This is a genomic window from Helicobacter cinaedi CCUG 18818 = ATCC BAA-847, assembly GCF_000155475.1.
Lineage (GTDB): Bacteria > Campylobacterota > Campylobacteria > Campylobacterales > Helicobacteraceae > Helicobacter_C > Helicobacter_C cinaedi.
The window spans coordinates 154226-180061 of record NZ_DS990391.1 but is presented as its reverse complement, the minus strand read 5'-3'; the positions used below and the strand labels follow the sequence as shown (position 1 = coordinate 180061).

The window sequence follows — 25836 nt, the reverse complement described above, 5'->3', positions numbered from 1 at the left end:
GATGTGAAGAAAAAGAAATTTTAACATCACACAACAAGCAAGATAGCCTTTTGCTTGTTGCAAATCTCTTTTAGATTCTTATCTTTTTTAGAATCTTTAACTCCATTGACAAAGCAAAAATTAATCTTTTATAGAAGCTAAAATGTTGCTTGTTGTTTTGAAGCATTTTGTGGGTATCGCTGAATATTGTGCTATTTTTTAGAATCTGTTAGGCTAGATTCTAAAAAGCACTAGCGGTTTTTAATCATATCTGCTATGAGAAATGCCATTTCAATGGCTTGTGTAGCATTAAGGCGTGGGTCGCATTGTGTGTTATAGTTGAACGCTAGTCCATCTTCAGTGATAGCCTGTGATCCTCCCACGCATTCTGTAACATCAGCTCCTGTCATCTCCAAATGCACCCCACCTGCATAGCTTCCACAGGCTTTGTGAATCTCAAAAAAGTTCTTCACTTCACTTAGCACACTATCAAACACACGCGTTTTGTAGCCATTGTTTGCCTTGATTGTGTTGCCGTGCATTGGATCGCAACTCCATAGAATCTCACGCCCTTCTTTATTGATAGATTCTAATAATGCAGGGAAGTTTTTCTTAATACTCTCCGCCCCCATACGCACGATGAGATTAAGCCTACCGCTTTGATTTTGCGGATTGAGCTTATCGCAGATTCCCATAATGTCTTCCTTAGTCGCACTTGGTCCAATCTTCACACCCACAGGATTCTTAACACCTCGCAAAAATTCAATATGCGCCTCATCAAGCCCCCTTGTGCGTTCGCCTATCCATAGCATATGTGCCGAGCAGTCATACCATTCTCCACTTAGAGAATCTTCTCGGCAAAGTTGTTCTTCATAATTTAGCACAAGGGCTTCGTGTGAGGTGTAAAACTCCGTCTCACGCAAGGTTGGCAAGTCTTTGGAGTTAATCCCACAGGCTTTCATAAAATCAAGGGCTTGAGTAATAGCACAGGCAAGTTCTTCATACTTCTGCCCAAAGGTATTGTTTTTTACAAAGCTCAAATTCCATTTATGCACTTGATTTAAATCCGCAAAGCCCCCTTGTGCAAACGCACGCAAAAGATTGAGTGTCGCCGCACTTTGATTATAGGCTTGAATCAAGCGATTTGGGTCGTGTTCTCTTGCTTTAGAATCAAACTCCATACCATTAATCATATCGCCGCGGTAGCTTGGCAGACTCATCTCACCTTGAATCTCATAATCACTTGAGCGGGGTTTAGCAAACTGCCCGGCTATGCGTCCTACTTTGATAATAGGGCAGGACGCACCAAAGGTTAGAATCGCCCCCATTTGGATAATGACTTTAAATAAATCGCGGATATTTATTGCATTAAACTGCGAAAAACTCTCCGCACAATCCCCCCCTTGTAATAAAAATGCCTCCCCTTTGCAAGCTTGAGCTAATCGCTCTTGCAATGCCCTAGCTTCCCCGGCAAATACTAGCGGTGGATAGGATTTGAGCTGCGATTCCACAGATTCTAAAAGTTTTGTGTCTTTGTAGGTTGGGTGCTGTTTGATTGGCTTATCACGCCAACTTTTTGTATGCCATTGCATAGGATTCTCCTTGTTTAAATTAAAATCGCATTGTAGCTAAGCGGATTAAACTTATTAAACTTTAGCATTTTTATACACATTAAGGGCGGCAGGAGCTTGTGTGGTGGGCATTAGCTCTAAGCGATTAATGTTTATATGTTGTGGTAGGGAAGCTACCCAAAACACGCTTTGTGCGATATCTTCAGGCATAAGTGGCGTTGTGCCTTCATATACACTTTGAGCTTTTTTCTCATCGCCCTTAAACCGCACATAAGAAAACTCACTCCCGCCACAAAGTCCGGGTTCAATATCACTCACACGGATATTTTTATCATACAAATCTGCACGGAGATTCAAACTAAATTGCTTCACAAATGCTTTTGTTGCTCCATAGACATTGCCACCCGGATAAGGGTAGCTCCCTGCAATTGACCCGATATTGATAATATGCCCGTGTCCTTGTGCTACCATTTGTGGCAAAAGCAAATGTGTAAGCCTCATAAGAGCTATGACATTCACTTCTACCATACGCTCCCAATCAGCAATACTTGCCTTATCCGAACTGCTTAGTCCAAGGGCTAAACCGGCATTATTGATAAGCACATCTATGTTTTGAAAATCTTTAGGGAGATGTGATAAGGCTTTTGCGATAGATTGCGTATCGCAGACATCGCACACTATGCTTTGAGCCAAGCCACCTAATTCTTTTTGCAAAGAATCTAATCGCTCTTTTCTGCGTGCAAGAATGATAACTTTGTGGTTGTTTTGCGTAAAAGTTCTAGCAATTGCCTCCCCAAAGCCCGAAGATGCCCCTGTAATAAGTGCTGTCATAATGTTTTCTCCTTTTGTATGAGCTTAAAGCTTTGTTCTTTTTTTTCAAAATATATTTTTCCTTCTCTTACAAGCTCATTAATAAGGCGTTTAAAAAGCTTTTTACTTATATGAAAAGATGTAAAAATGTTCTCTGGCGAGGCAGAAAAATTTAACGCCAAAGGCATAGAATCAAGCAGCATTTGCTTATGATTTTGTTGAAGTGGGGGATAGAGCGTAAGATCAAATTTAGCGTGATTAATGCCCTTAGCATACACTTCAATGGGCGTGTAAAAGTGCGGGGTAAAAGACTTGGGCAGCTCATTAGCATAGAGTAATCCAAAATGAGCATTTTCTACCACGCAGCCAAAGCCTAGCGGTGTTTTTTCAAAAATATAGGCTTGAAGTGGGCTTACAGAATCTGCGTGAAGCTTTGGCACGGGCTTTAGGTATTTTTTAATCCCTTGTTTGGCAATAAGGCGAGATTGTTTATCAAGTGTGATGGCAACAAGCAGCTTTTGATGAAGGGTAAAACTTTGCGGATTCTTGCAAGGCATAAAAATATGCTTATCCACGCCTAAGTCTAAAAAGCAACCAAAGGGCGAGTGGCTAACAACATTAAGCAAAGCAATATCCCCATATTGTGCCTTTGGCTGTTGCGTGGTAGCCACTGGGCGATCTTGTGAATCTGTCAAAACAAAGACTTTTATCATATCGCCTATGGCATTTTGTGGGGTTAAAAATTTATTGGGTAAAAGCACTTCTTGGAGTGAATGGCTAGGGCTTTTGCCGTGGGATTTTGTGGGGTGCAAACTTTGCAAATCTTGTGTGTGTGAAACTTTTGAAACCGAATCTTGTGTAGCTTGAGTTGTGCTAAGATATGCACCATTTTTGCTAAAACGCATAATGCGTAATGTCTGCATTCTGCCCATAAGAATGGAGGCAGATTCTGCGGTGTTAGTGGATTTTTTGGAGTAGGGCTTTGAAATCTTCAATTTCTTGCTCTTGGACTTGGATAATCTTTTGTGCGATGGCTTTTATCTGCTCATTTTGCGTGTAGATAAGAATTTCCTTTGAAGCCTTGATAGCAGCCTCGTGGTGAGGAATCATACTCAACAAAAAGTCGTGGTTTAAATGCTCTGTCAGGGCAAGTCCTGACATCTCTTGGTGCATAGTCTCCATATCTTTTTTGGCTTGTTGGTTGTAAAGCGTTACTTCCTTTGGGCTATAAAGCTTTTTTTGCTCTTTGAGTTCGGAGATAATGGCATTAAACTCATCAATTTCGGCTTTTTGCGTTTGAATAATCTGTGTGGCAATGGCGCGCAACTGCTTGTTTTTGGAGTGTTTTAGGAGAAACTCTGAAGCATCAATGGCACCTTGATGATGTGGAATCATATTTGTAAGGAAGTTTAAATCCAAATTATCATCTTCCAAAAATGGCTCTTCCATCATCGGCTCGTGCATAAGATTTAACATTTCTTCAGATAGGGCAAGGGGAGCTTGTGCTTCTAGCATTTCTTGATGATGTTGCATAGTATGTGCTGGGGCGGAAGAGCCTGTGTGGGTGTCATCTTTGGCATAGGCTAGGGTTAAAAGCATAATCACAGCGATAAAAACTCTCATTTCATCTCCTTTAGCTTTATGTGCTTTAATCTTAGCTAAAAAAATTGTATTTTTTCTAAACGATAAAATTTTTATATTATTTTATTATGGTAGAGAGTGCAAAATTCTTGCGCGATACGCGGAGCGTTTGAACCTTTCAGTGTGCTAAACTGCAAGGCTTTGTGTTTTGTCTCTTCATCTAAGGGAGTATTTAAAAGCTCTGCTACAAGCTCTAAAAATTCTAAACGCCCAAGCGTGTAGAATCCCAGAGTAAGCCCAAATCTATCGCTAAGGGAGAGAATCTCATCTTTAGCGTCATTGAGATGCAAGGTATCTTGTGGATAAGATTCGGTTATAAGATGGCGTTGGTTTGAAGTGGTGTAGAAAAGTATATTTGTTGGCTTATTTTCAAACGAACCTTCAAGCACACTTTTTAGGGATTTGTAGCTATTTTCATTAGGTGAAAGGCTTAAATCATCGCATACAATAATAAATTTATAAGGCAGCTCCCGCACAACATCTTGCACAAATCCCACAAGATAAAGGCATTCCATAGGGAGTTCAATAACACGCAAGGGGGAATCTTTGTGTAAAAATGAGCTTAAAACAAGCTGCAAACACGAGCTTTTACCACAGCCCCTAGCCCCCCAAAGGAGTGCATTAGATGATTTTTTGCCATTGATAAAGGCTTGGGTATTTTTGCTTAGGGCATTGAGTTGGCTATCTAGCCCAATAAGTGTAAAATCTCTATGAAAATCCTTAATTGCTTTAAAATATCCGCTAAAATGTCCATATTCTTGGCTTGGGATATGGCGATAAATACAAGCAAACTCACTCTCCCACGGGAAGCTGGAAAAGGTGGAAAGATTATAAAATGGCGGTGTCATTTTGCTTTTTCTTTAGTGAAGTTTGTGCTTGGTTTGATTTTGAGCTTTTTTTGCGTCTCTTTGTAGATTAGCTCAATGTGTGCTTGTGGTTTGGTGGCAAGTGAGATAAGGCATTCTCCACCTTTTTTAAGTGAGCCAAATAAAATCTCATCACTCAATTTATTTTTAATCTCACTATCAATGATTTTTTTTATCTCTCTAGCTCCAAGGGCTGTATCCACACTCTGTGAAGCTAGAAAATGCAATGCTTTAGAATCTATCTTAAGTTCAATATGACGAGATTTAAGAGAAGTGGCAAGTTCATCAATGTATTTTTTAGCAATAAGCAAATACTCCTTTAATCCCAAAGGATTAAAGTAAATAATACTATCAATGCGACTTCTTAGCTCCGGGGAAAGCAGTAGCTTTATAGCAGTGTCATTTTTATGCTGTAAGCTCGCATTAAAGCCAAGCGTGTTACTATCTTTACTCCCGGCGTTACTTGTCATAATCACAATGACATTTTTAAAATCCGCCCTATTGCCGAGATTATCAGTCAAACTTGCTGAATCTAGAATCTGCAACAAAATATTATAAATATCGCTATGGGCTTTTTCTATCTCATCAAGCAATAGCACACAATAGGGGCTTTTACGCACCGCATCAACAAGCAGCCCCCCTTGCTCAAAGCCCACATATCCCGCAGGTGCGCCAATGAGCCTTGAAATGGAATGTGGCTCCATATATTCACTCATATCAAATTTAATAAAAGCAATGCCCAAAAGCTTGGCAAGTTCCTTGCTAAGCTCTGTTTTACCAACGCCACTAGGACCAGCAAAGACAAAGCTACCAATGGGTTTATTACTCTCGCTTAACCCTGCCTTATTTGCCTTAATCACGCGTGCAAGCTCCATAATGGCTGAATCTTGAGAAAAGATTTTCTTTTTAAGATTATTTGCAAGGGATTTCATCATCTTGCTTTCATCACTACTTATGGTGCTTTTGGGGATATGCACACTTTTGCTGAGAATAGATTCTATATCTTTTACTTCAATTTTTGGCTTGTTGGTGTGGTAGATTTTTGTATTTGCCCCAACTTCATCAAGCAAATCTATGGCTTTATCGGGTAAAAATTTATCACTCACATATCGTGCAGATAAATCTACACAGGCTTTGAGTGCATTTTTGGTATATGTTACTTGATGATATTTTTCATAAATGGGGGCTAATCCTTCAATAATCGCATAGCAGTCTTGCAAACTTGGCTCTTTGACTTCTACTTTGCTGAATCTGCGAGACAAAGCCTTGTCTTTGTCAAAATGTGTTTTAAACTCCGCAAAGGTTGTTGCACCAATGCAACGCAGTGTGCCATTAGCAAGGGATGGTTTAAGCAGATTTGAGGCATCAAGGCTTGAGCCAGAAGTAGCCCCTGCTCCCACAATGGTGTGAATCTCATCAATAAAAAGCACAGCATTTTTAATAAGTGCCATTTCTTCTAGCACACCCTTAAGGCGTTTTTCAAAATCGCCACGATATTTACTCCCTGAAATCATCGCCCCCACATCAAGGGCAAAAATCTGTGCGTTATGCAGGGCTTTTGGAAGCTTTTTGTGATAAATCTCTAATGCCAATCCTTCAGCAATGGCGGTTTTACCCACGCCGGGTTCGCCAACTAAAATGGGATTATTCTTTTTTCGCCTAGCTAGAATCTCACTCACACGCCAAATCTCCTGTTCTCTACCGATAACGGGGTCAATCTTACCCTCTTTTGCTAGAAGGGTAAGATTCTTTGTATATTGCTTTAAATAGCTTTGTTCGTGGCTTTCCTGCTCGTTTGTTTGTGAATCTTGTTCTTGTTGCGTGATGACTTCTAGCACGCTTAGTCTATCAATACCTTGAGATTTGAGAATCTGTGTGCTAAAGCTTTGATTTTCTTCCATTATTGAAGCAAGTAAGTCGCCTACATCAATGCTTTGGCGGTTGCTACTTTGAGCGTGGCTCACCATAGATTCTATAATTCTATCAAGGGCTGGGGTTTGCTTTGGACTTTTGCTGACTTCTTGTGAGTATGGGATATATTTTTTGAGATATAGATTTGTCATTTGTCGCATTTCTTGGATATTGCCGCCGCATTTTTGTAGGATTGATATGCCTTGAGTGTTGTTGAGTGTGGCAAGGAATAAATGCTCGGTTGTAAGGATATTATGGTGCATTTCTTTAGCAATATCAATAGATTCATTAAAAATAAGCGTGAGATTTTGTCCTATCATTTTTATTCCTTTAGTGGAGTTCCTCTGTGATTACTCGCAAAGGATAGCCCTGTTCTTTTGCTTTTTGGCTCACAAGCTGGGTTTTAAGCTCGGCAATATCATAGGGGTAGATTCCACAAACGCCTTTGCCTTCGTTATGGACTTTGAGCGTTATAGCTCTAGCTTCTTGGCTGGTTTTATCAAACACTTCCATAAGGATATGTGTGACAAAATTCATAGCTGTCCAGTCATCATTTAAGAGTAAAACACGATAAAGTTTTGGCTCTTCTAGCATTGTCCCTGTATGTGTCCAAGATTCAAAAGATGTATCAAAAGATGAAAATGCCACGAGAATCCTTTGTTGTAAGATTTGTAAAGTGATTTTACTATATTTACTAAAAATGTTAGAAGCCAAAATTCTAGCAAAAATAATATAATAGGGCTTGACTAATTGATTAAGAAATGGTGAGTGTTGCTAAAAAGTTTATATTGTATTCAGATTTGGAGATTTTAGGTTGTTGGAATTATAAAATGAGAGTAAAAAATCGTTACCAAGAGTAGAATCTATAAATGAGATTTTTATTATAAGAAAGAAAAAGCCTAGATTCTAAGCTAGGCTTATAAATATTTAGGCTTTTACCATTGCTTCTTTGGCGTATTTTTCGCCGAGTTCAAAAGCTTTTTTATTGGCTTCTTGGACTTTGGCAGGGACTTTTTCTATCATTGTTTGAAACACAAGATCTCTATCCACGCATTGTGTGAAAGTTGTTGTAATGGCAAGGGCTACAACAGATTGTGTAACGACATTGCCCACTTCTTCTTTAGCAATGGTAATAATTGGAATCTCATAGATTTTAAACTTTTTTCTATCCTCATCACTTGGTCGCACGAGATTTGGCTCAACGACAATCACACCACCCTCTTTGACACCACTTTTAAAAGAATCATAGCTTACTTGTGCGGTGGAAAGCATAAACTCAATTTCGCCCTCGTGTGCGTAAGGATAGAGAATCTCCTCTTGGCTTAGCAAAATATCAACCTTTGTTGGTCCGCCACGCACTTGGCTTGTGTAAGTGGCAGCCTTGACACCATAGCCTTTATCTTTGATTTGTGCTTCTGCTAGAATCTCTCCCGCTAAAAGCACCCCTTGTCCGCCTACACCTGTAAATCGTAACTGATGCATTTTAGTGTCCCCCTTTAGCTTGAGCTTTTTTGATTACGCCTTCATAGGCTTCGCAATACTCCATTCTATCTGTTTGATGTTTAAGCACACCGGTTGGGAATTTACCTACCCTTTCTTCTGCTGAAAGTGTATCAAATTTACTTTTACTCACAAGACGAGATTCTATCCATTTTAGCATAGAAGTTGCCTCACCCATTTTATTTTTTCGTCCAAGGTTAATGTGGCAGTTACTATGTATATCAAAAAAGCTAAAGCCTTTATGCGTGAAGCCTTCCATTAGCACTTTTTCAAGTTTTTTAGGTGTAAGCACACTCTCTCGTGCTACAAAACTCGCTCCTGCCGCACTTGCTACTTCGCAAGGATCAAAGTTTGGATCAATATTGCCATATTGCGCTGTAACCGTCCAAAAATCTTTTGGCGTTGTGGGAGAGGTTTGAGAGTTTGTGAGTCCATAGATGAAGTTATTAATCATCACAAGATTGAGATCAATATTTCGCCTACAAGCGTGGATTGTGTGATTCCCACCGATTGCCATAGAATCCCCATCGCCGGATATGACAATGACTTTTTTATCCGGATTAGCAAGTTTAATGCCCGTAGCATACGCCATTGTCCGCCCGTGAGTGGTATGCACGGTGTTGCAATTCACATACGAGCTAAAGCGACCAGAGCAGCCAATCCCACTGACAATACAAACATCATTCATATTCCAGCCAAGTGCGTCAATAGCACGGATAACACTTTTTAGAATCACACCATCGCCACAGCCCCAGCACCAAAGGGTAGGCATTTTATCCATTCGTAGATATTCTTCGTAATTAAAAGCCATCTTATATCTCCTTGATTTTTGTAATGATTTCAGCAGGTGAGATTGTGCGTCCATTTGCTTTGCCTAAGAACACAACATCTTTTTGCATAACGCGTTCCACCTCCTGTCTATACTGCCCCTTATTAAGCTCAATCATTAGAATCTTTTCAAACTTTTTACCCAAAGCTTTAAGCTGTTTTGCGGGGCTAGGCCATAATGTGATGGGGCGGAATAGCCCAACTTTTACTCCATCTTTGCGTAAATCTTTGATTGCTTCTTTGACGGATAGCGAGACGGAGCCATAAGCAATGATAAGAATCTCCGCATCATTCATCTCATATTCCTCAAACTCAACAATATCATCAATATGAGATTCTATTTTGTTAAAAAGCCTATCAATGAGATTTTGAGAGAGCTTTTCATCTTCTGTGGGGAATCCACTCGCTCCGTGGTGAAGTCCTGTGATATAGTATTTGTAGCCTTTGAAGAAAGGATTTAACACAGCAGGTTTATCTTGTGCCACGCCGTAGGGTTGATAATCTTTAGGATCGCCTTTAAACTCTTCTCTATTGCAGATTGTAGGTTTAATCTCTTCAAAATCTGGGATTAAAGTTTTCCCGTGCATATGCCCTATGGTTTCATCAAGCAGTAAGAAAATGGGTGTCATATATTTTTCAGCAAGGTTAAAAGCACGAATTGTTTGCGTATAGGCTTCTTGCAGATTCCCAACACAAAGTGCGATAGAGCAAAAATCCCCGTGAGTTGGCGATTTGGCTTGATTAATATCGCCTTGTGAAACGCGTGTGGGAAGTCCGGTGGAAGGTCCCCCACGCATAACATCAACGACAACAAGTGGAATCTCCGCCATAAAGCCATAGCCGATTTGTTCAGATTTAAGCGAGATACCCGGACCAGAAGTAGCAGTCATTGCTTTAACGCCTGTCATTGATGCACCTAAAGCAACAGCAATACCGCTAATCTCATCTTCCATTTGGATAAATTTCCCCCCGATTTTTGGCAGCTCCACACTCATTTCGTGTGCAATCTCGCTTGAAGGGGTGATAGGATAGCCACCAAAAAACCGACAACCTGATTCTATCGCAGCCAACGCGACAAGCTCGTTTCCTCCTGTAATTAACTCACGCATTTTCTCTCCTTATATCACCATAAATTTGTTTTCTTTGATTTTTGCTGCACGCTCTTGTGCTTCTTTGCTAACTTTGGCAAATTTATACTCATCTTTACTTGCTACAAAGATAGCAAAATCTGGGCAGTGTAGCTCACACTCCCTGCACCCAATACAGCTTTCCGGATAAGCCACAGAGATAATTTTCCCTAGAATCTTGTGCTCATCTTTTTTCATACCTAAAACACCGCTTGGACAAAGTGATACGCATACATCGCACGCTTTGCAACGCGTTTCATCAACCCATACCGGCACATTCTCTGGTGCTTGTTTGATACCCATTTTCCTTTCCTTTCTTATTTTTGGAATTCAATATAATCTTAGATTCTCTAATTTAACAATCCGTTATTTTTGAGAATCTCAACTTGTTTTTTGATGCCCTGTGCGGAGATTTTTAATATCTCTTGTTCCTGCTTATTTAGTGTCAAATTTACAATCTTTTCTACTCCTTTCCTTTCTTATTTTTGGAATTCAATATAATCTTAGATTCTCTAATTTAACAATCCGTTATTTTTGAGAATCTCAACTTGTTTTTTGATGCCCTGTGCGGAGATTTTTAATATCTCTTGTTCCTGCTTATTTAGTGTCAAATTTACAATCTTTTCTACTCCTTTTTTGCCAAGTTTAATGGGAAGCCCAATGTATATGCCCTGCAAACCATACTCGCCTTGTATATATACGCTACATACAACTTCTTCATCTTGTGGGTTTGCAATAAGTTCCAGCATTTTGACAACAGCACTCGCTGGGGCGAAATACGCCGAACCTTGCTGATAGTAACTCACAATCTTTGCCCCACCATTTTTTGTCTCTCTAATGAGATTCTGTTGTGAGTCTAAATCTAGCCTATCTGCGAGATTTTCTGCCCCATACAAAGAATGCCTTAAGAGTGGCAGCATATCATCGCTGTGAGATCCTATCACATAAGGTTTGATTGGTGTTTGAAAGTCATTTAACAACACTTTGCTTTCATAACCTAATCTTGCTCCATCAAGCACACCTGCCATACCTATAATCCTTTGTTTATCAAATCCGCTTGCGTGTTTTGCCACAAGGCACATTGCATCAAGGGGATTTGACACGATAAGAAGCAAGGCATTAGGTGCGATTTTGGCGACATTTTGGCTAACTTCTCGCATAATATGTGCGTTTTTTAGAAGCAGGTCATCGCGTGTCATATTGGGAGTGCGGGGGATTCCAGCAGTGATGATGACTACTTCACTTTCACTTAGTCCTTCATAAGATTCATAGCCTTTAATATGTGTAGGGATATTAAAAACTGCTGCGGCTTGAGATATATCAAGTCCCACACCTTTGCAACGAGGTATATCAATGCTAAAAAGTGCAATTTCTTTGGCAATGCCCTTCATCGCACCTAAAAATGCGATATGAGAGCCGACATTACCGGAACCGCCAATGATAGCAATTTTACCAAACATCTTTTTCCTTGATTTGAGAGCTTGTTTGCATTTAAGGTTTTTAACTCAAAACACAAAAAGTTAAAAAAAATTTAACTTGCTAACTATGGGATAAAATAACTTAAAAGCAAATTAAAATCAAAAATGACTGCGATGTTCATCGTAAGTTTTGCTAAATTTATGCGTTCCGGTGCTTCTGTCTCTCACAAAATAGAGATAATCCACTTGAGCGGGCTTTAGCACGGCTTCTATGGCTTGTATGCTCACACTTCCAGCAGGGTAGGGTGGGACGCCTTTATTGCGGTATGTGTTGTAGGGCGTATCATCATTGCGTATGCGTTCAGGCGTAACTTTAGAGTGTGAATACTGCCCATAATTAAGTGAGCCGTCCATTTGCAAGGGCATATTTTTTTCTAAGCGATTGAATACAACCGCTGCCACAATAGGCATTTCTTGATTATTTGCAGCTTCTTTTTGCACCACTGAAGCAATGCTAACATTTTTAAACCATTCTTCTTGATTGTATGCTCCAAGTAGTCTTATGGCGTTTTGCTCGTGGCGTTTTATAGATATATCATATAAAAGTTTCATTAGCTCATCAGAATCTATTCCAACAGGCAAACTATAAGTATCGGGGAAAATCATACCGTCAGGGTAGGGAAAATACTTATCATAGGCTACTTGCAAAGATTCGGGTGAGAGATTAAAAGTATCTGCAAGAATGCGGATAAAAAAATACATCGTTTCGCCCGGAATAAGCGTTACATCTTTTGTGGCTGCCTTTGAGCTGACAAGAGCTTTGAAAAATGCCCCTTTAGGTAACACTCCCGCTTTCATATCAATAAACCCACTTTGTGGTTGCCCCAAAAGACGGATAAAAAGAGAATCTAGCTTGTTGTAATGCCCCCCATTTTCATTTAAGTATGTTATAATTTTGGGCAACGAGCCTTTGGGCAGATTCAAAATCCGCTCCGTTTGCACAGGCTGAAGCAAATAAAACAAAATGGTTATGGCGATGATGAAAAAAAGATCAAAACATATTGTGAGTATTGTCGTTTTTTTGGGCATTTTACTTACACTTTCTCTGATGGGATATAAAACTCTATCTAATGGCATTTACAGCCCTTCTATCAGTTTTGGACAAATTCAAGTTGAGGGATTGTATCTTAGATTAAATAACAAGCTGATTTTAAATATTGAAAAACTTGACATCTCTGCCTTGCAGAAACAAGACAAACAAAGCACAGATGATGATACGCCCTTAGATCCTAAAGATATACTTGGGTGGATTAAAAAGTTTTTATTTGTCATCTCATATTTTGAGAAGCTTGATATTGAAAATGTCGTTTTTGCCGATGAGCAAAAGCGGAGTGTGCATTATGACGGACACGAGTATAGAATCAATGCTCCGGAGTTTTTAGCGTATTTTGATGTAGAGGAAAGTAACAAAGATACAGAGTTGCTTATCCACGAGCTTGAGATTCTAAGTCTTGGTTTGCAGGTGCAAGGGAAATTTGTATATCAATCTTTGAAAAAAACACTTGAAATGGATATAGCTATCTCGCCAAAAGAGCCAATCAAGCAGCCCACACCAAAGCCTAAAAAGCCAAAAGCTCCAAATCAAATAAGTGATACTCAAACAAGCGATGAAGAAGTGGAGCCGCCACTAGATCAGCCGACATTATATGTGCGGAGCATTACAGATTTTTATAAAATTGACTTAGAGGCTTCAACTTCTCATCTTTACAATCTTGACGCTATTAAGCCTTATGTGGAAAAGCTAAAGATAAAAGCACTGAATGATTGGCTTTTTAAAAACATTAAATATGATGTGCTAAAGCTCCACTCATTAAGATTCCAAAGCACACTTGATGGGCAGTTTTTTACCAAACTTCAAAAAACGCTCGCACTTGATTTAGCCATAGAAGCACCAAAAGTCTATCTCGCTCCGCATATTAAGCCTATTGAAGCGACGCGTATCATTTTATATATGCGAGATGAGAATCTCACCTTTTTGCTTAAAGATCCATTTTTTACAAATATCAAGCTTGATGGCTCGGAAGTCAAAATCAGCAATGTTTTCACCCCACCTCTTAGTGTCAAAATAGCTATCCGCTCTCAAAATGCGATGATGAGTGATGATTTAAATGATTTGTTGCAGGTGTATGGTGTGAGTGTGCCACTACGGAGTGCGGATTCTAAACTGCGTGTGAATCTTGATATAAATATAGAGAATAAAAATAAACACACGCAAGTCTCTCTTAATGGCAATATCAATGCCCCGCAAACAACTTTGAATCTAGGGAGTTTTCCACTTAGTGTGAATAATCTTAATCTTAATCTCACAAATACGCCTGAAAAAGCCTATATACAGATTCTAAACACAAAGGTAAATTATGCCAAGAGTGTTAAAGGCACACTTAATATGATGTGGAATCTTAAAAGCTCTAAACTCCAAGGGGATTTAGCTATTGACGCATTTGCATTGACTTCACAAGCCCTGTCGCAAAGCTCCACACCACCTGTTATCCCAAAAGATAGCGATGAGCTGACAAAACGCATTATTCAAGCCATTTATGAGGAATCTCAAAAAGGCTTTAGCGAAGAGATTGTAAAAATAAATCCCAAACAAATGCCAAAAATTACAATAGATGGATATCTTGGTGGCAAGGAAAAAATCATCACTTTACCCGATTTTGCCATTAATATTATTCTTAATGATAAGCTCAATGTCTTTGAACTTAGTGATATTGCAAAGATTTATCCCTACTCACCTATTTTGCAGTATTTTGGAATCCCAAGTGGGAATCTTAAGCTCCAAAGTAGTGATTTTGAAAGCTTTAGTTTAAGTGGCGAGGTGAGTAACCTTGAGTATCCGCTGTATGATAAAGACGCTAAAAAACTTAGTCGGTATTTTTTAGAAGGTGTGATTGATAAAAAAGGAATCCGCATAAGCTCAAAAAACAAGAAGTTTTTATTTGTCAAAGATGGCAACATTAGTAAAATTATTCTTGATGGCTATAATTTGCGGATTGATGAGGTGTTTTCAAGTAAGATTCCTATCCTTGCGGAGCTTAATAAAGAAAGTGAATCTACAGAAAAACTCACTCCAGCACAGAGGGCGGAACAAGAGGCATTTATCAAAGCCAAGCAGCGATATGAAAGGGAGCATAAGATTTCACCTCATATCACATACCTTGAAGCAAAGGATATGGATTTTTATTTGAGTGGTTATGTTATCCCTTCAGATGTGGCGTCTGTATCTATACGCGATGGCGTGATTCGGGCTGATGTTACTTATGGTAATGGTGTGGCAAATGTGGATATGGCGTATTCTCGTGCGAATTTGCGTTTGAGTAATTTTAGTGCAGCGTTTTTAAATCGCGTGTGGGGGAGAGAGATTTTTAAAGGCGGGTTGTTTAACTTTAAGGGTATATATGACGAGGGAGCGTTAAAAGGTGAAATCAGTATGCAAAATACGATTTATAGAGACTTAGCCATTGTGCAAAATGTTCTCGCACTCATTGATACAATCCCGGCATTGCTGACATTCCGCAAACCCGGACTTGGAGCAGAGGGCTATGAGGTCAAAAATGGCAAGGTGGATTTTGTCATTAATGATCAATTTTTGGTGCTTGAAAATATTAATCTAGTTGGAAGTTCTATTGATGTGGAGGGTGGGGGATTAGTCAATCTTAAAAATCAGGAGCTTGATATTGTTCTCAAAGCTTCAACGCTTAAGACTTTGGCATCCATTATTGATAAGATCCCGCTTGTTGATTATGTGATTTTGGGAAGTGATGGGAAATTTACAACCGGGATTGTGATGAAAGGCACACTTGAGAAGCCAAAAAGTGAAGTGAGTGTGGCAAAGGATATTTTACTTAGTCCATTTGAAATGGTGGGTAGAATCTTAGAGCCGGTGGATAATCTTTTAAGCGGCTTGGCTGATGCTATTGATAAAAATGTCGCCGAGCCAAAGCCTAAAGAGACAAAAGAGCAACAAGAAGCACAAGATTCTATGTCAAATCCTATGATAGAGCAGATGCAGCAGCAAGACACGATAGAGCCAACACAAGAGGCTAATGAGACAGAATATGATAAAGATATAGAGCCAAATCTCCCACAACAAGACTTGCAAGAGAATGAAAGGAATATGAGAAGGAAAAATCCTAAAATAGAATCTGCCAAAGATGAGTTGATAAGATAAAAATCAGTCTTGTTATCTAAAATTGAGCTATAATCGCCAAAATAAAAAATAAGGAATATGGCAAAATGACACTTTATGATTGTGATGTGGGTAAGCAGTGTAAAATTGTGGCTTTTGAAACGCAAGATAATGCGTTAAAAAATAGATTTATGTCTTTTGGGATTGTAAAAGACAAGGTGTGTCGCGTGGTGAGCCACTCTATCAGGCGTTTAGCAGTAGCAGTGATAGTGGAAGGCACGCAGATAGCTTTGCGAGATGTAGAGGCAAAGAGCATTATTGTTGAACCTTTAGAATCTTAGGATTTAAATGCCTAAGCCTAACCCAAAACCAAGTTTTAAAAAAGCAAAAAAGAAAAACATTCCCATTATTAAGGCTTTGTTTTTAGAACATTACAAAAATGCTAAAACAGAGCTTGTGTATCATAATTTGTATGAACTGCTCGTGTGTGTTATGTTGTCAGCCCAATGCACGGATAAACGCGTTAATCTTGTAACCCCTGCTCTTTTTAGAGCCTATCCTAATGTCAAGGCTCTATCCCAAGCCTCCCTTGCAGATGTAAAAGAATTTATCCAATCTGTTTCGTTTTTCAATAACAAGGCAAAGCACCTTGTCAGTATGGCAAATCAGGTAATGAGCGAGTTTAATGGGGAGATTCCAACCACGCAAGAGGAGTTAAAGACTTTAACAGGTGTAGGGCAAAAGACGGCTAATGTCGTGCTGATAGAATTTTTTGAGCAAAATTATATGGCAGTTGATACGCACGTCTTTCGTGTGTCTCATCGTTTAGGACTAAGTGGGGCTAGAAGTGCTATTGAGACTGAAAAGGAGCTAACAGCTCTGCTTAAAACAGATCTTTCAGTGCTTCATCAAGCTTTTGTGCTTTTTGGGCGATATACTTGTAAGGCGTTAAAACCCCTTTGTGAAGAGTGCTTTGTCAATGCATATTGTCAAAATAAAAGCAATTTTAAGCCAAGTTGAAAAGTTTAAAAATGTGTAGCCAAAAAATGTAGTATAATACGCAAAATCAAAACTTAAAGGTGCTGTAATGGATATTATTCATAATAGCTTTTTTGATGTCGTGCAAAAGAGCATTAGTAAAACCCCGCATGATTCTATTATGCCGCTTAAAAGGGGATATTTGAGCAGGATTAGTATGGTAGGTGCACATAATGATGTGTTTTTGCTTTTTAATAAGGCATTTTTGCGGATTTTTTGTGTGGATTTTTTGGGTGAAGAGAATCCAAGCGAACAAGCTTTGGAAGATATGGCAAAGGAACTTGCTAATCTTGTCGTGGGTAGGGCAAAAGTGATGACACAGGAGCTTGGTAAGCATTTTAATATCTCAACACCCGAGTATTTGGGACATCGCTTGATTAAAAACTACGATCACGGATTGCATTTTAGATTAAAGCAGGGGCGATGTAGCATTTATATGCGGAGAGTGCATTAGACATCAAATGATTAGTGATGTTGGGACTTTAGGTATGTTAGGATTGTATCAGGGGGCATAAATGGCAGGAGAGAGTATCTTAGACAAACAACGGATTCACTCCGCAAAGGAAATTGAACTTGCGACATATCTTGAAGATATGATGAAAAACTATACCGGTTTGCTTGATATGGAAGTGATTTTTAATGCCGAGCTTGGTAATACAAAAATCGCTTTGGGTGAAATTCTGCGGTTTGAGAAAGGCTCTATTATAGATCTTGGCAAACCAGCGGGGGAGAGTATAGAGACTTTTATCAATGGTCGTGTGATTGGCAAGGGTGAAGTTATGGTGTATGAGCGTAATCTTGCTATTCGTATCAATGAGATTTTAGATTCTAATGCGATTGTGTATTATTTGACGCGTGAGAAGTAAGAATCTAAGAGAATAAAACTGATGGAATAAAATGAGAATATTTGCCTTTGTGTTGCTGTGTTTTGCTTCCTTGTATGGGGCAGATTCTAATGTAGCAGGGATTGAGTTTTCACAAAAGCAAGATAGCGTTGAAGTGCTGCTTTATTTAGAATCTAGCTATGAAAACTCCCCGCGTCTAACTGAGCAAGATGGCTATAAAGGCGTGATATTTCCAAATCTTCAAGCAAAATCAAAAAATCAAAGCCTGAAAAATTCCTTTATCAGTGAAGTGCAGGTCTTTAATATCCAAAATGATTTGTATGTCATAGGTGTTGGCGATGTGCGTGTGATTGGCGTAAATGTCAGCAAATCAAGTAAGGCCATTAAAGTGGTGCTAAACAAGATAGAAGCTCCAAAAAGTGAGCTTGACACACTTTTGCAAACGCCCCAAACGATACATAAGATTCCAAACCTTGAGATAAAATCTAGTCAAAATACACAAGCCCCCACAGCTCAAACTCAACCCTCTCAAAATACTTCATCTCAAGCGGTAGATTCACAAAATCCCCTTGCTTTCAAAACGGATATGGGGATTGATACTTGGCGGTATGTGGCTGTTTTGCTTGTTATGGCAGCCCTTGTGTTTGTGCTATTTTATGTGAAGCGGTATGTTGCTGCTAAAGGCGGCAATAAAGCAGGGAGCAATAGGGTAGGGGCAAAAAGGAGTTTTGGCGGATATTTTTCATCTTTTGCCCAAAAGCAGGAAGTCTTTGACCCAACGAAAATTGAGGTTGTTTCACAGAAAAATTTAGATTCAAAACACAGAATCCTAACTATAGAATCTAATGGCTATCGGTATTTGATACTCATTGGTGCAACAAGCACAACACTTATTGATCGTTATCCTATCCCGCAGAGTATTAGCACAGCAGAGCAACTGCATTTTGATGATCAATTTGCCAAGCTCTTAGAGCAAAAGCAAGAGCGACTTTCTAAATATCTCCATAATTCTCAATATCCCAACGATGAGAGGGATTAAAAAATGAGAAGAGAAGCCCTAAGAAATGAAAAATCCGCTTGAAACGCAGGATAAATCTCGCCTTTGGGCGTGGTTACTTATATCTTTTCTTATCCATTGTGTGATTCTTGGCATTTTGTTTGTGCGTTTTGGACAAATGCAGTTTAAAAAAGGCACTTCTACAAATCCGCAAATGAAAGTGGCGGGCTTTCAGATTCTAGGTGATGGGGAGCTAGAATCTAAGCAGGATACGCATAATCAACTTGTCGCACCCAAATTTAGCTCCACTCCACCAACACCTAAGCAAACCCAAAGCAATACGAATGAGCTTGATATCTCATCTTTAAGCCTTTATGATGGTAGGGGCAAACATCAGCAAACCACAAGGCAGAGAAGCAGAGTTAAAGCCCTTGCGAAGTTTCCGGGTGTTGATGAGGTAACAAGGAGAGATATAGAGGAGCTTTATGGGGCTGAATTTGGAGACTATGGCATAGCAGAGCAGGAATTTTTAGTCAATAATTTGCGGGATATTGGACGCATCACAAAAAAGTATTTAGAATATCCAGCAAGTGCCATACGGCTGGGGCAAGAGGGGCTTAGTGCAGTGGAGTTTTATCTGCACCCAAATGGCGACATTAGCGGACTAAAGATTATTGTTTCATCAAATTATATGCTTTTAGACCGCAATAGCGAACGCACCATTGAGATTGCCTACAAGGACTACCCACGCCCAATCACAAAGACAAAAATCCGCATTTTTGTAACCTATGGGATTTATTATTATGGCTATTAGACTTTAGATTCTGCATTAAGCTTAAGGATTCTAAGGCGTTTTTGTTTGAAAAATGGGTTTGGAATCTTCATTGTCCTTAAGGTTTTTTATTTCAAAAAATCCTTTAAAATCTCTGCGTGCAGCACAGGCTCAAATTCTAATATTTCATATTTTGCTAGATCATAATGCACATAAGGATCATTTGCTGCAAATGCTAAAGCTTCATCTTTATTTGCAAACTTGCCGATGATAATGCCGCCATCTTTTGGGATTCTAGGACCAGAGGCGAGTAAAATACCCTTTTCATAGCCTTTTTTAAGATAATCCCTATGTTCTTGCAAACGCTCCGTAACCTGCTCTAAAGGCTTTGTATAATGCACGAGACAAACAAAAAGTGTCATTTTAGCTCCTTCTAAATTATTAATTTTCATTCATTTACTGCCATAGGCTCTTTTTCATCTTGCTTGTGGGCTTTAAAAATGTCTTGTGAGATTTTATAGCTACAAAATTTTGGACCACACATTGAGCAAAACTCCGCGTCTTTAAAGACTTCTTGTGGCAAGGCTTCATCGTGATATTCCCTTGCCCTATCAGGATCAAGGGCGAGCTCAAATTGTTTATTCCAATCAAAGCTATATCTCGCATCACTCATCGCATCATCTCTATCTCTTGCGCCAATTCGTCCTCTAGCAATGTCTGCGGCGTGAGCAGCAATTTTATAAGCTAAGATTCCTTCCCTTACATCTTTAGCATTAGGCAGTCCCAAATGCTCCTTTGGCGTTACATAGCAGAGCATTGCTACACCTTTCCACGCCGCCACACACGCACCAATGGCACTTGCGATGTGATCATACCCAGCAGCAATATCTGTAACAAGCGGTCCTAGCACATAAAAGGGTGCTTGATTGCAGTATTGCTTTTGTAACTCTACATTGCGTTCAATTTGATTAAGCGGCACATGTCCGGGACCTTCTATCATTACTTGCACATCAGCTTCCCACGCCCTTTTTGCTAACTCCCCTAGCACTTTGAGTTCAGCAAATTGTGCTTCATCACTTGCATCATACAAGCAGCCCGGACGCAAAGAATCCCCTAAAGACAAACTCACATCATACTCTTGGCAGATTTTTAGAATCTCATCAAAATATTCATAGAATGGATTCTCTTTGTGATAGTGCATCATCCAGCTTGCCATAAGGCTTCCACCGCGTGAGACAATCCCCATTTTTCGCTTCGCCACAAAAGGCATATGTGAAAGTAAGAATCCACAATGGATAGTAAAGTAGCTTACCCCTTGTTTGGCTTGTTTTCTTAGCACATCAAGCATAGTTTGTATATCTAGCTTTAAGACATCATTTTTCACATCATAGAGAATCTGATACATAGGCACCGTGCCAATAGGCACACTTGAAGCATTGATAACTGCTTTTCTTATCTCATCTAAATCCCCGCCCGTGCTTAGATCCATAATCGTATCCGCACCATATTTTATAGAAACTTTAACCTTTTCAACTTCTTCTTCAATGGAGCTTGCAAGAGAGGAGCTACCGATATTTGAGTTAATTTTCGTGCGTGTGGCTATGCCAATCCCCATAGGCTCAAGGTTGGTGTGATTAATGTTTGCTGGGATTATGAGCCGCCCCCGCTCAATCTCTTGGCGGATAAGCTCTGGGCTTAGATTCTCGACATTAGCGACATATTCCATTTCTTTAGTGATAATGCCCTTTTTGGCGTAGTGTAGCTGTGTGCGGATTGAATCCTTGGTGCGTTCTTGCATCAATCTCTCTTGCACCCATTGTGTTCTCATAGAAAATCCTTTTTTATTTTTTGTGCTTACGCTATCTAAACTTGCAAAATATACACTGATTATTTAAAAAATAGTTAAACAATATGGGAATTTAAGTAACAATTTTTAGCTTATTTTTTGTTTTTTATGGTAGAATGCGGATTTTCAAAAATAAATACGCACTTTTATAGGAAAGATTTTGGCTTTATATTCGGTTTTAGATGATGTCTCACTCATTATGATGGCAGCTGGGGATTCTACGCGTTTTTGCGATGACTTTGCTTGTAAAAAGCAGTGGATTCGCATTGGTGAAGAGCCTTTGTGGCTTGTAGCTACACGCAAGATAACACAGCAGTTTTCTTTTAAAAAGATTCTTATTACCGCCTCAAAAAATGACTTTGCCTATATGGCTGATATAAGTCCTTTTAAAGTTGTGCAGGGTGGGGATAGTCGTGCACAATCCTTGCGTAATGCCCTGCAATATGTAGATACGCCCTTTGTGCTTGTGAGTGATGTAGCAAGGTGGAATACTCAAGATTCTGTGCTTAGGGCGTTATTTGCTAAACTAGATGAGATTGATGAAAGCACGGCTTGTATCGTGCCTTATATAAAGGTAAGCGATACGAGCTTTTATAATGGAGGGTATCTTAACCGCGATGAGATTAAGCTTATCCAAACGCCACAGCTTAGTAAGACAAAGGATTTGAAACTTGCTCTAGAATCTAGCCCGGATTCTAGTGATGAAAGCTCCGCACTTCATAAGCTTGGCAAAAAGATAGCTTTTATAAAAGGCAGCTCTCTTATGAATAAGCTTACCTTTAAGGGCGATTTACTCACTCATATGCCCTATCTCAAAGCCCCTTCAAAGCGTGTTTTTGTAGGTAATGGCATTGATGTGCATAGCTTTGAAGATAATAAAGAAATGTGGCTTGGTGGGGTGAAAATAGAATCTTCATTTGGGTTTAAAGCCCATAGTGATGGCGATGTCGCACTTCACGCATTAAGTGATGCGATTTTGGGTGCTATTGGTGGGGGCGATATAGGGCAGTGGTTTCCAGATTCTAATGAAGCGTATAAAAACGCAGATTCCAAAAAACTTTTGCAGCACATTTATGATTTTGTCTTAAGTGTCGGCTATGAACTGCATAATGTGGATATAAGCATTATGGCACAAACGCCTAAAATCGCCCCATACAAATCACAAATGCGTGAGTGTATCGCTAGAATCTTACATTTGCCAAAATCGCGTGTGAATATTAAGGCAACTACAACTGAATCTCTAGGCTTTGTAGGGCGAAAAGAGGGCGTGTGTGTTCAGGCAAGTGTGAGTATGGGCTTTGCCCCTTGGCAAGAGATATTAAACGGAGAGTTAAATCATCATAATTTAAAGGGAGAGAATGACTAGGACATATTTAAAAAGGGAGAGAAAATGAAAGTTTTAATCATTGAAAATGAGATTTATCTCGCTCAAAGTATTGCAAATAAGCTTAGCGATTCACGCTTGGAGTGCGTTATCGCACATTCACTCAAAGAAGTGCAAAAGGATCATTATGATGTGATTTTAGCCTCATTTGGCACGATTAATGAGGGCTACACAGAGCTAAGTAAAGCCTATCCACAAGCCATTATTATTTTAATGATTGCGTATATTAATGATGATACCGTGATTAAGCCTTTGCGAAATGGCGTAACAGACTATATTGTTAAGCCTTTTATCGTTGATGAGCTTATCCGTAAAATCACACACTACAAGGCGTATAGGGAGATTAATGAAGAGATTAGCTTTTATAGAAGCTATTTTAGCTTTATTGAAAAAGAGCTAGGCACACCAGAGCCATTTTTGTATAATCCTCCATTTGTGATTAAGACAAACACGCAGAGAGCAGCGGATATTTATGCTATGCGGTATGCACGGGAAAAACGCGTCCATTTTCAATTTTATTCCCTAAAAGAGGATACTTGGAAAAGTATATTCCGTGTGCCACCAAAAAAGAATGAGATTTATTACATCACCAACCTTGAAGAGCTAAAAAAGAGCGATAGAAAGGATTTCCTTGAAGTGGCGTTAAAGCACAATGTGATTATTAGCATTGTTTCAAGCGAAAAGGTTGCATTCCCACAAGTGATTGATATTTCTCGGCAGTCTAATAGCGTAGAGCTAAGCGGAGAGATTCTATCAGTCAAAGAGTATGAAAAGATTATTATTACCAAATATGAAAGTCGCTATCCAGATATAGAGCTTGCTAAAAAGCTTGGAATGAGCCGCAAAAGCTTGTGGGAAAAACGCAAGAAGTATGGCATTATCCGCAAAAATAAGACTAATCCCTAAAAACCCATAATGACTAAAAAACAAAAATTGATTAAAGACTTGTTTTTAAGTCTATTTTATAGCGGCTACTCGCCTAAGGCTCCCGGCACTATGGGGAGTGTGGTGGCTTTGCTTTTGGGGTTGCCTATAGTGTATTTTTCACAAGAGAGCATTTTTTTACTAAGCATTCTTATAGGGTTTATTGCCATTAAGCATATTGATAAATACGAAGAAACCACACAAACCCACGATGATAAAAGCATAGTGATTGATGAGCTTGTGGGTATGTGGTTAGCTATGGCGATTGTAGGCTTTGGGGTGGCACATAGCCTTTTAGCTTTTGTGTTTTTTAGAATCTTTGATGTGTCTAAACCCTCATTTATTGGCAAAATTGATAGGGAATGGAAAGGCGGACTAGGCGTTGTAGGCGATGATGCCCTAGCTGGAATCTTAGCTGGAATCTGTAGTGTGCTGACACTTCAAGGTTTAGTATTTCTCTCAAACACAATAGATAGCTTAAAATTTATACAGCCCTATCTCGTCTAAAAACTCACACAACCTTAAGCCACTTTGGCAAATAGGTAGCAAGGCGATCTTGTATAAGCGGATTTTGCATAAGATCGCCTTTAAACGCCACTTGACTGATATTGTAAATCTTGCATAGCTCCACAAGAGCAAGGGCTAAAATCTCACAGATTGAGCTTACCACACTATATGCCACACCCTCTATCTCTAGCCCACCAAGTAAGTAGCACAGTGGTAGTCGCAAGGATTTATTGACTTCAATTTCACAACCGCCATTGTCTTTTGTAGTGAGCTTAAAATCAAGTTTGCTGATATGTGGAAATAAGTAGCTTTGGGCTAAGTCCAAAACTTGAGCGTGATTTAAACTCTTACCAAACATCATTCCAACAAGTTTTAGCATATCACTTGCATTATGCGAGATAGAATCTTCAGCAGATTCAGAATCTAGCACAGATTCTAACTCTTCTTTTAAACGCCACTTGTGGTAGTTCTCCACAAGTCTCGCTCCAAGCTTATTTTTACTCGCTAAATATGGCAAAAGTGCGGAGAGATTGGCATAAAAACTCACAGCAAGCAGATTGAGATTCTGCTTCTCTTGACTATAAATACGCGTATCACTCAAGCTATCAAGCTCAAGGCATAGTGTAGAATCTAATAGGGTATCATCTAGCCTATGGACTAAGGGTAGAGATTTAAGGGGCTTTTTGTCTTTGATATAAGCATTGGCATTATTGATTGGCTCTTCAATCTTGCCAAAGCTATCCCAAAAATCAGGCTCACTACAAGCAATACAGCCGTGTCCCGCCCGCACAGGCCAACTTGTCTTAGCATTAAACTTCACTTTTGGGCAGTTATTTGCTACATAAGGTCCTTTGCAACCCACTTTATATAAGCAATAACCATCTTGCAAACGCTCATCATCAAAAGATTCTACAAAATCCCCAGATTCAAATTTTGCCTTGCGTTCGCACATCTCGTGCAGGTTCTTACCATAGCTCCATAAAGGGCGATTTAGACTATCACAAGGCGGAATCTCTTGGAGCAAAATATAATACATTAGTGAGCCTATCATATTGGCTTCACTAGGCGGACAGCCCGGGATATTCACAATGGGTTGTCTTAAAAAGGTGCTAATGCCTTGAGATTGCGTAGGATTAGGATATGCAGCTTGCACCCCGCCAAAGCTAGAGCAAGTGCCAATGGCAAAAATGGCTTGTGCGTGTCGCGCTACTTCAAGGCATTCATTCTCGCCATTTGTGCTATCAGCCCCGGAAGTGAGAAAATACGCATTCTCCCCCAAAGACACGCCCCCTTCAATCACAAGTATAAACTCCTCTTTAAGCGTATCGTGTAGGCATTGTTTCGCATTGAAGCCAACCGCTCCCATAATAGTCTCGTGGTATTCAAGTGAGATATATTCTAAAAGCAAAGATTCCACCCCGGGCTTATCAAGTCGCAAAAAGCTTTCACTGCACCCGGTGCATTCTGCCATATGTAGCCATACAAGGCGTGTAAGCGGTTTATATGATAGAATCTGCTCACAAAGCGGAGCATAGTCTTTTGGGATTCCAATAAGATTGCATATTTGTGTAACCCACTCGATGCTCACTTCGTTTCGTGGGGCTTTGTGTGTGTTTTTAAGCTGTTGCAAATGTGTCTTTAACCGCTCTAAAATCTGTGCTTTATCCATTGCATCTCCTTTAG

Annotated in this window: 26 protein-coding genes; 10 read left to right on the top strand and 16 right to left on the bottom strand. The window is 39.5% G+C overall.

The window, feature by feature from the left end:
• Positions 1–230 precede the first annotated feature (230 nt).
• The 13 genes from HCCG_RS01025 to mltG all read right to left on the bottom strand — a co-directional run bounded on the left by HCCG_RS01025 (position 231) and on the right by mltG (position 12740).
• A complete protein-coding gene (locus tag HCCG_RS01025; protein ID WP_002955493.1) occupies positions 231–1571 on the bottom strand; it encodes a class II 3-deoxy-7-phosphoheptulonate synthase in 1341 nt (446 codons plus the stop codon).
• 54 nt (positions 1572–1625) lie between these two features.
• Positions 1626–2381, bottom strand: a complete 756-nt coding sequence (locus HCCG_RS01020; RefSeq protein WP_002955492.1) for an SDR family NAD(P)-dependent oxidoreductase — start codon at positions 2379–2381, stop codon at positions 1626–1628.
• Positions 2378–3355, bottom strand: coding sequence for a S1-like domain-containing RNA-binding protein (locus tag HCCG_RS01015; RefSeq protein WP_230197811.1), 978 nt, complete (start codon positions 3353–3355; stop codon positions 2378–2380). The genes HCCG_RS01020 and HCCG_RS01015 overlap by 4 nt, the downstream gene beginning before the upstream one ends.
• Positions 3318–3983: a DUF305 domain-containing protein gene (locus tag HCCG_RS01010; RefSeq protein ID WP_015453760.1), complete on the bottom strand. Its 666-nt coding sequence runs from the start codon at positions 3981–3983 to the stop codon at positions 3318–3320. The genes HCCG_RS01015 and HCCG_RS01010 overlap by 38 nt, the downstream gene beginning before the upstream one ends.
• A gap of 71 nt (positions 3984–4054) precedes the next feature.
• Positions 4055–4849, bottom strand: coding sequence for a DUF815 domain-containing protein (locus HCCG_RS01005; RefSeq protein ID WP_002955489.1), 795 nt, complete (start codon positions 4847–4849; stop codon positions 4055–4057).
• Positions 4846–7098, bottom strand: coding sequence for an AAA family ATPase (locus tag HCCG_RS01000; protein WP_002955488.1), 2253 nt, complete (start codon positions 7096–7098; stop codon positions 4846–4848). The genes HCCG_RS01005 and HCCG_RS01000 overlap by 4 nt, the downstream gene beginning before the upstream one ends.
• Positions 7099–7108: 10 nt before the next feature.
• Positions 7109–7426 (bottom strand): ATP-dependent Clp protease adaptor ClpS, encoded by a 318-nt coding sequence (locus HCCG_RS00995; protein ID WP_014667173.1) that lies wholly within the window; start codon positions 7424–7426, stop codon positions 7109–7111.
• Positions 7427–7705: 279 nt separating this feature from the next.
• Positions 7706–8260 (bottom strand): 2-oxoacid:acceptor oxidoreductase family protein, encoded by a 555-nt coding sequence (locus HCCG_RS00990; protein ID WP_002955486.1) that lies wholly within the window; start codon positions 8258–8260, stop codon positions 7706–7708.
• 1 nt (position 8261) lies between these two features.
• On the bottom strand, positions 8262–9089 hold the full coding sequence (locus HCCG_RS00985) for a 2-oxoglutarate ferredoxin oxidoreductase subunit beta (RefSeq protein ID WP_002955485.1): 828 nt from the start codon (positions 9087–9089) through the stop codon (positions 8262–8264).
• A gap of 1 nt (position 9090) precedes the next feature.
• Complete coding sequence (locus tag HCCG_RS00980; RefSeq protein ID WP_002955484.1) at positions 9091–10215, bottom strand: 2-oxoglutarate synthase subunit alpha; 1125 nt, start codon at positions 10213–10215, stop codon at positions 9091–9093.
• A gap of 9 nt (positions 10216–10224) precedes the next feature.
• A complete protein-coding gene (locus HCCG_RS00975) occupies positions 10225–10536 on the bottom strand; it encodes a 4Fe-4S binding protein (protein WP_002955483.1) in 312 nt (103 codons plus the stop codon).
• 209 nt (positions 10537–10745) lie between these two features.
• The gene (locus tag HCCG_RS00970) at positions 10746–11693 is read right to left on the bottom strand and encodes a malate dehydrogenase (protein ID WP_002955482.1); all 948 of its coding nucleotides are present in this window, start codon (positions 11691–11693) and stop codon (positions 10746–10748) included.
• Positions 11694–11810: 117 nt separating this feature from the next.
• A complete protein-coding gene (mltG, locus tag HCCG_RS00965; RefSeq protein ID WP_002955481.1) occupies positions 11811–12740 on the bottom strand; it encodes an endolytic transglycosylase MltG in 930 nt (309 codons plus the stop codon).
• A 91-nt stretch (positions 12741–12831) separates the two neighbouring features.
• On the opposite strand from mltG, the gene HCCG_RS00960 reads away from it, so the two are divergent.
• From HCCG_RS00960 to HCCG_RS00930, 7 genes are all read left to right on the top strand, one after another.
• Positions 12832–15882 (top strand): DUF3971 domain-containing protein, encoded by a 3051-nt coding sequence (locus HCCG_RS00960; RefSeq protein WP_230197810.1) that lies wholly within the window; start codon positions 12832–12834, stop codon positions 15880–15882.
• 65 nt (positions 15883–15947) lie between these two features.
• Positions 15948–16181 carry a FeoA family protein gene (locus HCCG_RS00955; RefSeq protein ID WP_002955479.1) on the top strand — a complete coding sequence of 78 codons (234 nt, stop codon included), beginning with the start codon at positions 15948–15950 and terminating at the stop codon, positions 16179–16181.
• Between the two features lie 7 nt (positions 16182–16188).
• On the top strand, positions 16189–16860 hold the full coding sequence (gene nth / locus HCCG_RS00950) for an endonuclease III (RefSeq protein WP_002955478.1): 672 nt from the start codon (positions 16189–16191) through the stop codon (positions 16858–16860).
• Between the two features lie 67 nt (positions 16861–16927).
• Entirely contained in the window at positions 16928–17332 is a 405-nt protein-coding gene (locus tag HCCG_RS00945; protein WP_002955477.1) for a chemotaxis protein CheX, read from the top strand.
• Between the two features lie 61 nt (positions 17333–17393).
• Entirely contained in the window at positions 17394–17744 is a 351-nt protein-coding gene (gene fliN, locus HCCG_RS00940) for a flagellar motor switch protein FliN (protein WP_002955476.1), read from the top strand.
• A gap of 31 nt (positions 17745–17775) precedes the next feature.
• Positions 17776–18762 (top strand): flagellar biosynthetic protein FliO, encoded by a 987-nt coding sequence (locus HCCG_RS00935; protein WP_230197809.1) that lies wholly within the window; start codon positions 17776–17778, stop codon positions 18760–18762.
• Between the two features lie 25 nt (positions 18763–18787).
• Complete coding sequence (locus HCCG_RS00930; protein ID WP_002955474.1) at positions 18788–19534, top strand: energy transducer TonB; 747 nt, start codon at positions 18788–18790, stop codon at positions 19532–19534.
• Between the two features lie 86 nt (positions 19535–19620).
• Here the strand turns inward: HCCG_RS00930 and HCCG_RS00925 are convergent, their stop codons facing one another.
• Both HCCG_RS00925 and thiC read right to left on the bottom strand, forming a co-directional pair.
• Positions 19621–19914 (bottom strand): YciI family protein, encoded by a 294-nt coding sequence (locus tag HCCG_RS00925; protein ID WP_002955473.1) that lies wholly within the window; start codon positions 19912–19914, stop codon positions 19621–19623.
• Between the two features lie 26 nt (positions 19915–19940).
• Positions 19941–21320, bottom strand: a complete 1380-nt coding sequence (gene thiC, locus HCCG_RS00920; RefSeq protein WP_002955472.1) for a phosphomethylpyrimidine synthase ThiC — start codon at positions 21318–21320, stop codon at positions 19941–19943.
• Between the two features lie 178 nt (positions 21321–21498).
• Between thiC and HCCG_RS00915 the strand changes: the two genes are divergently transcribed.
• From HCCG_RS00915 to HCCG_RS00905, 3 genes are read left to right on the top strand one after another with little or no spacing between them, the layout of a single operon-like run.
• Positions 21499–22704 carry a bifunctional 2-C-methyl-D-erythritol 4-phosphate cytidylyltransferase/2-C-methyl-D-erythritol 2,4-cyclodiphosphate synthase gene (locus tag HCCG_RS00915; RefSeq protein WP_015453753.1) on the top strand — a complete coding sequence of 402 codons (1206 nt, stop codon included), beginning with the start codon at positions 21499–21501 and terminating at the stop codon, positions 22702–22704.
• Between the two features lie 24 nt (positions 22705–22728).
• Positions 22729–23628 (top strand): response regulator, encoded by a 900-nt coding sequence (locus HCCG_RS00910; protein WP_002955470.1) that lies wholly within the window; start codon positions 22729–22731, stop codon positions 23626–23628.
• A 9-nt stretch (positions 23629–23637) separates the two neighbouring features.
• Positions 23638–24153, top strand: a complete 516-nt coding sequence (locus HCCG_RS00905) for a phosphatidylglycerophosphatase A family protein (RefSeq protein ID WP_034547861.1) — start codon at positions 23638–23640, stop codon at positions 24151–24153.
• 4 nt (positions 24154–24157) lie between these two features.
• Here HCCG_RS00905 and HCCG_RS00900 read toward each other — a convergent pair whose 3' ends face one another.
• The gene (locus HCCG_RS00900) at positions 24158–25822 is read right to left on the bottom strand and encodes a hydrogenase small subunit (RefSeq protein ID WP_002955468.1); all 1665 of its coding nucleotides are present in this window, start codon (positions 25820–25822) and stop codon (positions 24158–24160) included.
• Positions 25823–25836: the final 14 nt, after the last annotated feature.

What these genes read in the sequence shown, in the direction of transcription:
- HCCG_RS01025 (WP_002955493.1), bottom strand. Translation starts at nt 1,571, where the DNA reads ATGCAATGGCATACAAAAAGTTGGCGTGATAAGCCAATCAAACAGCAC.
- HCCG_RS01020 (WP_002955492.1), bottom strand. Translation starts at nt 2,381, where the DNA reads ATGACAGCACTTATTACAGGGGCATCTTCGGGCTTTGGGGAGGCAATT.
- HCCG_RS01010 (WP_015453760.1), bottom strand. Translation starts at nt 3,983, where the DNA reads ATGAGAGTTTTTATCGCTGTGATTATGCTTTTAACCCTAGCCTATGCC.
- HCCG_RS01005 (WP_002955489.1), bottom strand. Translation starts at nt 4,849, where the DNA reads ATGACACCGCCATTTTATAATCTTTCCACCTTTTCCAGCTTCCCGTGG.
- HCCG_RS01000 (WP_002955488.1), bottom strand. Translation starts at nt 7,098, where the DNA reads ATGATAGGACAAAATCTCACGCTTATTTTTAATGAATCTATTGATATT.
- HCCG_RS00990 (WP_002955486.1), bottom strand. Translation starts at nt 8,260, where the DNA reads ATGCATCAGTTACGATTTACAGGTGTAGGCGGACAAGGGGTGCTTTTA.
- HCCG_RS00985 (WP_002955485.1), bottom strand. Translation starts at nt 9,089, where the DNA reads ATGGCTTTTAATTACGAAGAATATCTACGAATGGATAAAATGCCTACC.
- HCCG_RS00980 (WP_002955484.1), bottom strand. Translation starts at nt 10,215, where the DNA reads ATGCGTGAGTTAATTACAGGAGGAAACGAGCTTGTCGCGTTGGCTGCG.
- HCCG_RS00975 (WP_002955483.1), bottom strand. Translation starts at nt 10,536, where the DNA reads ATGGGTATCAAACAAGCACCAGAGAATGTGCCGGTATGGGTTGATGAA.
- HCCG_RS00970 (WP_002955482.1), bottom strand. Translation starts at nt 11,693, where the DNA reads ATGTTTGGTAAAATTGCTATCATTGGCGGTTCCGGTAATGTCGGCTCT.
- mltG (WP_002955481.1), bottom strand. Translation starts at nt 12,740, where the DNA reads ATGCCCAAAAAAACGACAATACTCACAATATGTTTTGATCTTTTTTTC.
- HCCG_RS00955 (WP_002955479.1), top strand. Translation starts at nt 15,948, where the DNA reads ATGACACTTTATGATTGTGATGTGGGTAAGCAGTGTAAAATTGTGGCT.
- nth (WP_002955478.1), top strand. Translation starts at nt 16,189, where the DNA reads ATGCCTAAGCCTAACCCAAAACCAAGTTTTAAAAAAGCAAAAAAGAAA.
- HCCG_RS00945 (WP_002955477.1), top strand. Translation starts at nt 16,928, where the DNA reads ATGGATATTATTCATAATAGCTTTTTTGATGTCGTGCAAAAGAGCATT.
- fliN (WP_002955476.1), top strand. Translation starts at nt 17,394, where the DNA reads ATGGCAGGAGAGAGTATCTTAGACAAACAACGGATTCACTCCGCAAAG.
- HCCG_RS00935 (WP_230197809.1), top strand. Translation starts at nt 17,776, where the DNA reads ATGAGAATATTTGCCTTTGTGTTGCTGTGTTTTGCTTCCTTGTATGGG.
- HCCG_RS00930 (WP_002955474.1), top strand. Translation starts at nt 18,788, where the DNA reads ATGAAAAATCCGCTTGAAACGCAGGATAAATCTCGCCTTTGGGCGTGG.
- HCCG_RS00925 (WP_002955473.1), bottom strand. Translation starts at nt 19,914, where the DNA reads ATGACACTTTTTGTTTGTCTCGTGCATTATACAAAGCCTTTAGAGCAG.
- thiC (WP_002955472.1), bottom strand. Translation starts at nt 21,320, where the DNA reads ATGAGAACACAATGGGTGCAAGAGAGATTGATGCAAGAACGCACCAAG.
- HCCG_RS00910 (WP_002955470.1), top strand. Translation starts at nt 22,729, where the DNA reads ATGAAAGTTTTAATCATTGAAAATGAGATTTATCTCGCTCAAAGTATT.
- HCCG_RS00905 (WP_034547861.1), top strand. Translation starts at nt 23,638, where the DNA reads ATGACTAAAAAACAAAAATTGATTAAAGACTTGTTTTTAAGTCTATTT.
- HCCG_RS00900 (WP_002955468.1), bottom strand. Translation starts at nt 25,822, where the DNA reads ATGGATAAAGCACAGATTTTAGAGCGGTTAAAGACACATTTGCAACAG.